The following is a 12,034-nucleotide window of genomic DNA, read 5'->3' as shown; positions in this document are numbered from 1 at the left end:
ATCACATGAAGATAACAGTCACCTCGAGATTTAAGTCGGCTCGATATAGAGGACTAACGTAAATGGATAGGCAGCCAGTCTTGGTGCTCTGGCCCGGTGTAGTCTGCACTTGGACGAATGATGCGATTGTTTTCTCTTTGTTCGAACACGTGTGCCGTCCAACCTGTGAGGCGGCTCATCACAAAGATTGGCGTAAACAGTTTGGTTGGGATGTCCATGAAGTGATAAGCAGATGCATGGAAGAAGTCAGCATTACAGAACAGGCCTTTCTCTCGCTTCATAACAGCTTCAACACGCTCAGACACAGCATAAAGCTGTTCGTCACCAACTTCTTTGCAAAGCTCTTTCGACCAACATTTAATTAAAGCATTTCGTGGGTCGCTCTCACGATAAATGGCATGACCGAAGCCCATGATTTTGTCCTTATTAGCAAGCATCGTCATGATGTTCGCTTCTGCTTCATCAGCGGTTTTCCAATCTTGGATCATTTCCATCGCAGCTTCGTTTGCACCGCCATGTAACGGGCCTCGCAACGTGCCAATCGCTGCTGTGACACACGAATGAATATCCGACAACGTTGATGCACACACACGAGCCGCAAAGGTTGAAGCATTAAACTCATGTTCCGCGTAAAGGGTCAGCGAGCAGTGCATTACCTTCTTGTGAAGTTCACTCGGTGCTTTATCCGTTAGCATCTTCAGGAAGTAGCCACCCAGACATGCTTCACTTTGATCTTCAGTATCAATGCGGACGCCATCGTGGCTAAAGCGGTACCAATAACAAATAATCGCAGGGAAAAGCGCAAGCATTCGTTCGGTCGCGGACAGTTGCTCAGAGAAGTCAGACTCTTGCTCTAAATTACCCAACATTGAACAACCCGTTCTCATCACATCCATTGGATGAGCGTCTGCAGGGATAAGCTCTAGTGCTGCTTTCAAAGGTTGAGGTAAGCCGCGCAAACCAACCAACAGTGTTTTGTAATCATCTAGCTCTTTTTCACTGGGTAAATGGCCTCTTAGTAGCAGATGCGCCACTTCTTCGAACTGAGCATGATTAGCAAGGTCAGTAATATCATAACCACGGTAGGTTAAGCCGGTTCCTGATTTTCCTACCGTACATAGCGCCGTGGTTCCCGCACTCTGGCCACGTAGACCGGCACCACCGATTGCAGGTGTGCTTACTGGTGCACTTGCTGTTTTTGCGCTTTGTGTTTGGTTTTCTGTTGAAGCCTTTTCGACAGCTGCTTTATCACTCAAAGATACAGACATGGTGAACTCCTTTTCTGTGTTAGCCGCCTGCACTCTTTGGTGCTGCCTATTTATGTGTCCGATGATCTTTATCTTCGGTATTGGATATGGCGACTAACCATTTCACGTTATTGGATTAAGTTGATTTTTGAATATTTGAAACTGGTTTTACCCTTCGCTTGAAAACAACTGGTCAAGCTTGTTCTCGTAGTCGTGGTAATTAAGGTGCTCGTAAAGCTCTTTACGGGTTTGCATTGAATCCAATAGGGCTTCTTGATTGCCTTCAACTAACAAGTGTTTGTAAACATTCTCCGCCGCTTTATTCATCGCACGGAACGCACTCAATGGGTAAAGCACCATGCCGACACTGGATTGGGCTAACTCGTGACAGTTGTAGAGTGGTGTTTGGCCGAACTCAGTGATGTTGGCCAAGATAGGCACGTGTTTACCCGTTGCTGATTTCAACGCCGCCGAGAACTTCACGTATTGATCGAGTTGATTCATCGCCTCAGGGAAAATCATGTCAGCACCCGCTTCAACACACGCAATAGCTCGTTCAATCGCACTGTCAATTCCTTCAATCGCCAATGCATCGGTACGCGCCATAATCACAAAGCTGTCATCGGTTCTAGCATCGGTTGCCGCTTTGACTCTATCGACCATCTCTTGCTGACTAACAATTGCTTTATTTGGTCGATGACCACAGCGTTTCTGAGCGACTTGGTCTTCCATATGAATAGCAGCCACGCCCGCCTTCTCCATCGCGCGAATCGTACGCGCAATATTGAACGCGCCACCGAAGCCCGTGTCGATATCCACCAGCAAGGGCAAATCACACGCATTGGTAATACGTTCAACATCGACCAATACATCGTTCAATGTCGTAATACCTAAATCAGGCAAGCCATAAGACGCATTGGCGATGCCTCCACCAGACAAATAAATCGCCTGATGACCCAAGTTCTTTGCCATCATCGCGCAATACGGATTCACAGTGCCGACGATCTGCAATGGATCGTTGTCTTTCACAGCTTGTCGGAACTTTGCTCCTGCTGATAACTTCATAATGACGCTCCCTGTTAATTGTTTATTTCTAATCTTTATGACTAATGATGTTTAGCTCTCGCCAGCGAAGAACCGCTAGCAAATACCAGTCGCCAGTTAATCAAGATCTTTGGATTGAATTTGTTGCTCTATAAGCGATCGGCTACCCGAGATGTGTCTTCGCATTAGCATTTCTGCTAGCTCTTCATCACGGTTGCGAATAGCTTGTAAAATGTATTTATGTTCATCAAGCGCCTCTTTTGGTCGAGACTGTGCTCTAGGCGATTGGTAGCGGTACATGCGTAATAGGTGATAAAGCTCATCACACAACAGCGAAATGAGTTTGCTGTTACGACTCGCTTTGATAATGCGGTAATGGAAATCAAAATCCCCATGTTGATGAAAATAAGAAGAGCCTTCGACTTCATCGATATGTTTAGAATGTGTCGACAATAAGCCTTCAAGCCCGATCAACTCTTCTTGTGTGATGTGTCTCGCCGCTAATCGAGCAGCCATGCCTTCTAATGCCTCTCGCACGGCGTAAAGCTCTAGCAGTTTGTCTGCCGAAAAAGTAATAACTCGAGCGCCGACATGAGGAATTCGCTCAATAAGCCCTAGCCCTTCAACACGCATTATCGCTTCACGTAATGGACCTCGGCTTACTTCAAAGCGTTTAGCCAGTTCAGGTTCCGAGATCTTACTGCCCGGAGCTAATTCACCGCTAACAATCGCCTCGACTAGGTATTCAGTCAGGCTTTCCGACTTGGTGTTTTCTTTGTCGCCAACACGAGTTTTCGTATTTGCACTTAAGGTGAGATCTTTTATCGCAGTATTCATATTCACGCTACTCACTTCTGATTGTTGAGCCTCAATTGTCAACAACTTAATGGCATGAACATAAAATACACGATAAAATTGTCGACAATCAAGTAAATTGTCGACAATTTAGACTAAGGTATGATTAAAAAAAGGCAGTGCAAGATGAGCTTAGATTGGTGAATTATCGTTAGCAGAACCTGATGGTGTATTACCAGCGCCCCGAATCAAGTGAGAGTATATGGGGCTAAACAGTACGTATAGACACTTACCGTTTTACTCGCTTTAATCAGGTTATTGGGACTTATTGTGAACTGCGAGAACGCGTCACCAATGTTGGGAACTCAAATATTCCCCCCTTAATGAGTACAATGTGTTCACTAAAGTAGTTCACGGCACTCCGACTCACATCATGCGTCCGTGTTTTCATTACGAGCTCAGAGGCCGTGAAGAATAGGTCTTCAAAATGAGGGTCGGTTTTATGTTCAGTGAAGTCTTCAACCTCAGAATCGTATAGGCAATATTCGAAAACATTTTTGTGCCTGTCGACTACTTCTGCTTCAGAAGTAAATAATATCCCATCCCCGTTGTTCGAAAACGAATAGGACATAATAGAGAAATGCTCATTGGTAAAATTGGTTGATCTCAGCGTCTTGAGTTTGAGCTCATTCTTTCTTTCGACATACTGTTTATAATTGTAGATAAAGCTTAAATTGTGACGATTCTGGTGTGTATAATGTCTAACTACAGAAAATAGTATAAAAATCAGGCTTAAAAGAAAGCTGAAATGATATCTATTAAAATTTTTCAAGGATATTTTTAATGGTTTCATTTTGAGAGTTAACTGAAATTTAGAAGTTTTTTTAAGTTTTATTGATAAAATTACCAAGCAAAGTCCTTATTAATATGGGTTACCAAGCGATAAATCGTTACTTCAAAGAATGGTTTTTTTTATCTCGTTTTTCTGCGGACTTATTGATGTATGCCGATATTGCATAGAAAAAGCGCACCAAATTAGTGCGCTTTTGAGTCCTGCCACATTAACGATGAACGGCTTATTCACCTAACGTGCATCGAATAGCGAAGCATCTTTTAACCTAGGAGTATTAAGCCGCTGCACTTTTCTGGAGATATTTCGATACGTCGACACTGTCTATTTGCTCTGGGTTCAAATATATTTCAGCGTATCGAATGTGGGTCTCGCTGGTTAAGAACAGCCTAAACAGTTCTATATCGATATGTTCATCTAAAGCCATTTTGTGCATGATATCGATAGCAGCACTGATTGGTTTCGCTTTCTTATAAGGTCTATCTGAAGCGGTCAGCGCCTCAAAAATATCCGATATCACAAGAATTCGCTCGGGGATTGAAAGGTCCTCTGCAGTTAGCTTTCTAGGGTAACCAGTACCTTTAAGCGTTTCATGGTGAGTCGACGCATAGCGCGGCACTCGGCTAAGTTCTTTCGGGAATGGCAGGCTTTCAAGCATTTTGATGGTACCTATCATATGCTCATTGATTTTGAATCGATCTTCCACAGTTAAAGTGCCACGTGAGATACTTAAGTTATAAATTTCTCCCAGATTGTATAAGTGCTCAGGAACATCCATTTTTATTTGATGCTTAGGATCAAACTCTAATGGTCGGTCTCGTTTCACTATGTGCTCTGGTCTATCACTTAAAAGTTGCTCTTTAGCGGGTAAGCTAGAGTTAGGTACCCTATTCATCGCCTCTATTGGCGATAAACCCAATTGGTCATCAAAATTACGCGTCCAAGTCGTCTCAGCGATAGAATGAATACGGGCAACCTTATCATCACTCATAAATTCACCACCCACATTAGATGTCGCGATAAACGCAAAATCGTCTTGTAGCTTTTTCTTCGTTATAGCTAACTCTTCGGCTATCTGATCCGTTGGTAATTCACCTTCAAGCTGCTTACGCAAAGCCGTAATTTCTGCATCACGCCAAAGCACCTCAAATCGTGTTCTCACCTCGTGAATACGGTTATAGTTCGCTTCTAGCTTAGAGCCTTTATCGACGATATGTTCTGGCGTGGTGATCTTTCCGCAATCATGCAACCAAGCAGCTATTCTAAATTCGCGACGTTCGTCGTCACTCTCAAACTGAAAGTCTTTAAAGTGCTCAGATTGTGATCTTTCAGCCGCTTCTGCCAACATTAATCCCAACTCAGGTACACGGTTACAATGCCCTGCGGTATAGGCAGACTTGTCATCGATGGCTTGTGCAATCAGCTTAATAAAAGACTCTACAAAGGCTTCATGCGTTTGTTCGTGCTGTTTTATTTCGGCGGCCATGTCTTTAACCGCAACAGATAGTTCCCATACTTCCTTGATAGGAGTATCAAGCACGGACACATTGTCATAGTCACGCTGCTTTACTTTGTTAGTTTCAACTTTGAGCTTACGTATTGGCCGCACTATCGGCGCGCCAAAGACCCACGCTACAGGCAAGGTGAGGCTCATTAATAAACCTGTCACACCAACAGAGGTCGCTACTCGCTTGTTAACTGCGCTGTATACTTCAGCCTCAGGGATAACCACAGCAAAGTATTCTGAGTAGTGCTCACCCGTATCGATCTTCTTCAAATATAGGTGTTTAAGTTCACCATTGACGTTTAGCTCAACCATCTCCCCCTCGACGGTCGCTGTTGCGGTTTTTTCATAGAGTTCCGTATAAGGAGTCGTCGTACCCGCATCCATAGCCTGATGATCAAACCACTTTTGAGCTAACGCCGTTTTCTGCTCATCAGTAAGCGACTTGATGGCTTGGTTGATGATAGGTAACAGCTGTTGGTGTTTATTCTGCAAAACAATATGGAATTGATTAGGATAGTCCGTTTTTAGATCAAGCAGCGCTTCACTTACGTTCAAGTTCTGATGGAAGAACTTATCCAATGAAAATGACAGTACAGGCTTAACATCAATTACCGCAAAAACCTCTTCGTTGTCGACAGCGTCTAGCCCTGCCTCAATATTCTTAAACTCCAAAAGCTTAATATTTGGGAAATCAGTTTTTAACTTCGGTGTCATTGACCATCCAGATACAATAGCTACGCTCTCTCCATCAAGCTCTCGGTAGTTAATTACTGCTGGAGCATCACGTTTCGTTACTACAGCAAACGGTAGTTCATAGATCGGGTCAGTGTATAAACCGATAATGCCATTACTTTCGTAATTTTGAACCGAGTGTAAGCCATCAATACTTCCCTTTTGGAATTTTCCTGTTAACTCCGCCCACGAGAGGCCATTTACAAATTCGAACTGCACTCCACTCACCTCACTGATCATTTTCAATAGATCAATCGCATAACCGTGTGGTTTTCCTGATACTGAAAAATCCATCGGTCCCCGGTCACTTTGATTTGAAAACAGTAAAGGCGATGTATTGTCTATTCTGCTTTGTTGCTGTGAAGACCAGTTAATTTGATTGGCTTGAGGGAGTGTGTTGCTTGACTGATAATTGCGATTAGACGCAATAATATTGCCCACTTTAGAATATAGAAAGGATTCAGCTTGACTAGCTTTATCTAAACCCAACGCACTCACAGATAGCTTACTCGCTAACGAAGACAAAACAATATCAATCCCTATCACATGTTGAGTGTCGCTCGTTGCTTTGGATTCAAACGCTAGTGAATATGTTTGGCCTGTAATTTGGAGGTGTTGAAAGAGATATGGCTGGGTTTTCTCGACAGTCTCGGTATTGGCAGAGACATACCAAGGTCTTGTGGTTGGAAAGTAATTACTTTTCTCAGCTTTGGAGTCCCTGAGATTAAAATCAAGATCATAGTATCTAGTTTGACGAATACGACCTTTTTCGCCATTGCTAATGTCAATGACCACCCAACTATCGCTATCTTGTGCGCCTATTTTTGCTCTAACCTGAGGAAAGGATTCCAAATTAATGATCTGGAAAAAGTTGTCGTTGGATGAACCAATATAAATACTGTAGAACAGCGGGTTGCCTTTTATGGCTTCAGAGAGAATATCACGCGACTCTTCCCTTGAGAGCTGGTCGCTCATTGAGCGATTCACTGAAGAAAGTAAATGTGCTGTGTTTATCGCATCTAAATCAACGCTACCTATGTATTCGCTTAAATCCTGAGCTACCATGGTGAGTTTAGACAAGGTATGTTCCGTCGCCATTTTTTTGCTGAAGTAATATTGAAGTGAAACCGCAACGATCGCCGTCAGCACCGTTGCAAGTAAAAACATTCCACCAACAGTAAACCGTAACGAGATTTTTGTGTTCGTCATTATTCTATCCTTGAACAATAATTAGCTCAGAAATGTAATAAGCTAGCATTATCCCTATTATTGATGCGTCATCTGTCCCCTATCAACCCATAAATCTACGTATAAGCAAAGCTGTCTTTATACTGTTCACTATGTCGCACTATCCTCCAGTTTAAGTGACATTTAACAATATTAATTAAAACCATTAACCTTATTTTAATTAATGGTATCTATTTTCATATAATGCAAACATCACGCCTTTGTTGTCATGTTTATTATGTTATTTACTCTTCATTCGCAAATAGCGATAGCGGGGTCCTCTGAATGATGGTTAGCCCTTTTGAATTCATGCATTTCCACTAAGTTCGAATATGCTTTGTTAGTGTACTTCATCCCTTCGCAACACCAGATTACTTTTGGCAAAATGGTGTCCCATCAGACGTGTTGCTGATAGTCGGCTCAGTTTTATCCTCCACGCCATTACTGGGCTTCACAGGCTGAGCTTTACTCACTACTACGGATTCATCTGCCACCTCGCACCAACATAGCTCTTGGCTCTCGCCTTGAGTTTATGCTTCCGATGTTTGCTCGGATGTGGTGTCAGGCTTCCCCAGTTACTGCACTGGCTCCCTGTTAACAATGCCACCCTCAAGCACAAGCCAGGTCTGACTGAGTATCGGACTTCACGCTATTTTGCACGCTTATCCACCTGGATTGCCGAATCAGGTTCACTTTCGTTGTGTACTGTTAACTTCCTATCGCTTCCTTCAAACCCTGCCGTTGGCCAGCAACGCCCTTGCGATTCGGATTATCTTCCCCTCAGTCGGGGTGATTCAAGCTTCTTTCAGCTTGACGGGTTTGCCAGCTTCGCTGGACAAACAAAAAAGAGAGGCACGTAGCCTCTCTTATATCGTTTATTTTGTGTCTCTAGTGTCTATCGCTAAATCCAGTTGGATTACAGCTTTGTCCAAGCATCTTGCCAGTATTGGCTTTCTGCAGGAGCGTAAGATGCGCTTGCACACCAAGCCGTGTATGGCCAAGGCTTACACTCGTATAAGCCATCATCGCTGCCGACTACAATATCGCCCGCTTCGTAATTCGTTCCGGCTTCATACGGAGGGTAATCACCTGGAGGTGGTGTTGTGCCGCCGCCTTCTTTAATTGCGAACGTATTATCAACCATCACCATTTCGCCATCCGACGCTGTACCGACCACTTCAAGTGCATATTGCCCTTCGGTAGCGTCATTCAAAACGATGGTGATTGTTTGGCTATCGACAAGGTTTACTTTAGTCTGTTCAACCACAGTTCCCGCACTATTAAGCACCACTGCGGTCACATCCATTGCTTCGTTTGACGTCAGCGTCAGATCCAAGCGGACATTACCGTTGTCAAGTGCGTATTCAGACTGAAGTCCTGAAACTTGAAGTTCAGGATCTACACCTGGATCAGGGTTACCACCACAGGAAGAGTCTGAAACCTTTCTCCAAACACCCCATTCACCTGTGGTTCCCGGCTCTTCGCCACGAGTGTACCAGCCAGCTTCCCATGTTGAGCCGTCGTGTGAAACTTGGTCACCTTCAACATAAACGGTGTCGGCATCCCATGCTGCTGCACAATTAGAACCATCAGTCACAGACACTTTACGTTCAGCAGTGACGGTTTGATGCGCGCTGTCTGTCACACTATACACAAGCGTGTAGTTGCCCATTTCATTCACATCGACACTGCCAGTGTGTGTAATAGCGCTCGTTAGGTCACCATCTTCTGCATCATTCGCCGTCACACAAGCCATTGGGTCGAATGTAGTACCAAGTATTACTGTTGTATCAGATACGCCTTCAAATACTGGTTTTTGGCTGTAAACCTCTACCGTTCTTGCTTTGGTGGTTTCGTTATCGTCACTGTCTTTCACTCGGTAAGTCAGAACATAAGTACCAATAACCGCTGTTTCAACATATCCATCAACATCGATTGAAGACGTTAAATCACCGTCTTCTTTGTCTGTCGCTGTTACCCCTTCCATCGGGTCAAATGAAGTCCCGTGAAGCACTCGCGTATTTTCAACACCTTTCAGTACTGGCTCGCCTTCAACCGGTGGTGGTGTCACTTGACCATGAACAAATGGGCCGTAGTCTTTAATAAACTGTTCGTTGTATTGCTGGCCGTTCTTATTAGTACCCATGTCCCAGTTGACAGACCATGTCATCACACCTCGCAGAGGTTGGCCTTGAGTCGTTAAGGTCTCGAAAGCGTCGTATAGATCTTGAGGGTTTTGAACAAAGCCCGTCGCAGCGGCATCAATACTTGAAGGAATACCAAACACGAGCTTGTCGTGTGGAATCTTGTGGAAACCACGCGTACCGTTGATTAGAGAATCAGAGATGTAGTAGATGAACTCTTCTTTCAATTCATCATTGTTTTGCGCAATCCAACCGACACCATCAACCCAGATACCATCGCCACCTTGGTTGTAGAACTGAGGGTTAATCCAGTCGTAGTAACCTTCTAAGTTATCGATGTAGGGTACATATTTACCACCGGAAGTCAGGTAAGGAAACTCAGGCGCCATCGTGATTAAGAAGTTTTTCCCTTCAGTACGGTAATGGTCTTTCACCAGTTTTAACGCATCAGGAATAACAGTTTGGTTGTTGGCTGCTGTTACTGCCGCTTGCTCCAGATCGATATCCAGACCATCAAAACCGTAACGTTCAGTCAGACGAATAATCTCATCAGCAAAGGCTCTTTCATCACCTGTTTCTAATTCTACGTGTGCATCTGCACCACCTAGCGCTAACAGGACAGAACGACCTTGCTTGTTAAGTTCTGAGATTTGGTCAATAAATTGTTGTTCTGACAGCCCAATGGTTGGGTCCAGCTTAAAAGTTGGGATTCGACCATCCGCCAAATCGTACACTTTCATAAATGACACATTCACGATGTTGTACATTGGGTTCACTTCATCCAATGTCACGCAAGGCGCATTACCACCTTGGTAACCACCACCATCACACCAGTTGTGCCAATAACCGACTACGACACCAGAATCTGGATTTGTCATTTCTGAACCATTCGCATAAACAGCACCAGATATTGCGGCCATTCCGACAGATACCGCTAATTGCAGAGCTTTACGTTTCAACATCAATTCCATTTCCTTACTCAACAGCTGTGCCCATCACAACCGAATCAATTCATTTTAGCCATGAATATTTATAGACAAGTAATGGAATTTATAAGAAAAGATGACCTTTGATTTAACTTGTGATTTTAAGTCACGGATTGAATATAAGAATCAATATGATTTTGACTTTTCATTCAAATTGAAATGCTAAAATATTGATTTATCCAGCTAAGTTATTGACAGGGCAAATAGGTCTAGAACCTTAATTCACATAGGTAATTAAGATGAATGTGTAAAAATAGTTAAGTAGACGCGCTCGGCTAAAAATAAGAGCAAAAGGTCTAGAAACCCTTATATTTAATGGCACAAGGGAGGTTTAGCATTGCGAGTGACATCACGAAAATTGATTGGGTCTATTAGCTGTACGTATGCTAGATGTGCACACGAACAACCAAAGATGTAGGTGACAATGATTGTATTTTTAGTTCTCAGATCGAGAGTTAACTATCGATACTCTTGCCTAAAGGTGAATAATAACCCTCAATTAACGCAATAAAATTCATCTTTTTGTCTTCATTGAGTTGATTGATGCCAGCTGCTGCTTTTCTTCCACCACCCGTTTCAAAACGAGAACAAATTTCGTCTGCACCCGTTCTATTTGATAATGGTGCTCTCAAACTCACAGTATAAGATTCGTCATCTTGATTTCTAGTTAACACCGCTTGCGCACGGTCCGGGTCTTGATTAACGATTTCATTGCTAAAGACACCACTAATGCGCCTTGCCCAAGTCTCACTTGGTAATTCAAACACACGCGCGACTTCACTCTCATATATGGGTATTAGGTTTGATAAGTGTTGGTTGTCATTTTGATAAGCAGTACGAAGACGATAAAAAACTGAGTCTTTGTCATCTAGGAGAGAAAACGGATTCGGATATTGATAGAGAGCTTGGTAAAGCTTGATTGGCGTGAAGTGTAAATCATTCAGTGCCAAACCGTAGCTGTTGTAATTGACTAAAGTCCCCAACTCTTCCAAAAACTCAGTTTGAGATCGGTCAAAGCCACTTTCGACTGCTAGCTGTGTGGCTACCGTTTTTAAGTTGTCGCCAAATGCCGCAGCGATTGCCCACGCAACATATTCACCTTTTAACTTTTGATTGATCAACAAACTGGTGCAACATTCAGGCGCCGTATTAACCAAGGTCTTAAGAAACTTGGACTGTGGTATGTCTCCCGTACGATGGTGATCGCAATAGAACACATCAATATTAGCATCGAGTAGCGAGTGTATTGCTGGTAGATTCTTCTCCATCGACACATCTAGGACCGTAATAGACGAAACCTCTCCTTGTTCACCCTGCTCAGCGAGTTTAGAAACCACTTGAGAGACCAACTTGATATCACGCTTTACACCAGTGATCAGTACACTTTCTTTCGGCTCGTTTAAGCGCAGTTGCAGTAAAGCGATGATGCCATCTGCATCTCCATTGAATACGTCGTAGTGCATGTTGTTCCTTATACTGTGAGATTCCGTCGCCCATGCAAG

General features: G+C 43.5%; 7 protein-coding genes. All 7 read right to left on the bottom strand.

The window, feature by feature from the left end; translation table 11 throughout:
• Positions 1-53 precede the first annotated feature (53 nt).
• Positions 54-1,268: a bifunctional 2-methylcitrate synthase/citrate synthase gene (gene prpC / locus ACMAZD_RS08650; protein ID WP_435249301.1), complete on the bottom strand. Its 1,215-nt coding sequence runs from the start codon at positions 1,266-1,268 to the stop codon at positions 54-56.
• 147 nt (positions 1,269-1,415) lie between these two features.
• Positions 1,416-2,312: a methylisocitrate lyase gene (prpB, locus tag ACMAZD_RS08645; protein ID WP_435249300.1), complete on the bottom strand. Its 897-nt coding sequence runs from the start codon at positions 2,310-2,312 to the stop codon at positions 1,416-1,418.
• Positions 2,313-2,408: 96 nt separating this feature from the next.
• Complete coding sequence (locus ACMAZD_RS08640; protein ID WP_435249348.1) at positions 2,409-3,128, bottom strand: GntR family transcriptional regulator; 720 nt, start codon at positions 3,126-3,128, stop codon at positions 2,409-2,411.
• A gap of 283 nt (positions 3,129-3,411) precedes the next feature.
• A complete protein-coding gene (locus tag ACMAZD_RS08635; RefSeq protein ID WP_435249299.1) occupies positions 3,412-3,717 on the bottom strand; it encodes a hypothetical protein in 306 nt (101 codons plus the stop codon).
• Between the two features lie 496 nt (positions 3,718-4,213).
• Complete coding sequence (locus ACMAZD_RS08630; RefSeq protein ID WP_435249298.1) at positions 4,214-7,384, bottom strand: HD domain-containing phosphohydrolase; 3,171 nt, start codon at positions 7,382-7,384, stop codon at positions 4,214-4,216.
• 934 nt (positions 7,385-8,318) lie between these two features.
• Positions 8,319-10,508, bottom strand: coding sequence for an immunoglobulin-like domain-containing protein (locus ACMAZD_RS08625; RefSeq protein ID WP_435249297.1), 2,190 nt, complete (start codon positions 10,506-10,508; stop codon positions 8,319-8,321).
• Between the two features lie 479 nt (positions 10,509-10,987).
• On the bottom strand, positions 10,988-11,995 hold the full coding sequence (locus tag ACMAZD_RS08620) for a DHH family phosphoesterase (RefSeq protein ID WP_435249296.1): 1,008 nt from the start codon (positions 11,993-11,995) through the stop codon (positions 10,988-10,990).
• Positions 11,996-12,034 lie beyond the last annotated feature (39 nt).

Origin of the sequence: Vibrio sp. nBUS_14 (assembly GCF_051201655.1) — a bacterium.
Taxonomy (GTDB): Bacteria; Pseudomonadota; Gammaproteobacteria; order Enterobacterales; family Vibrionaceae; genus Vibrio.
This window is presented reverse-complemented; position numbering and strand designations above follow the sequence as displayed.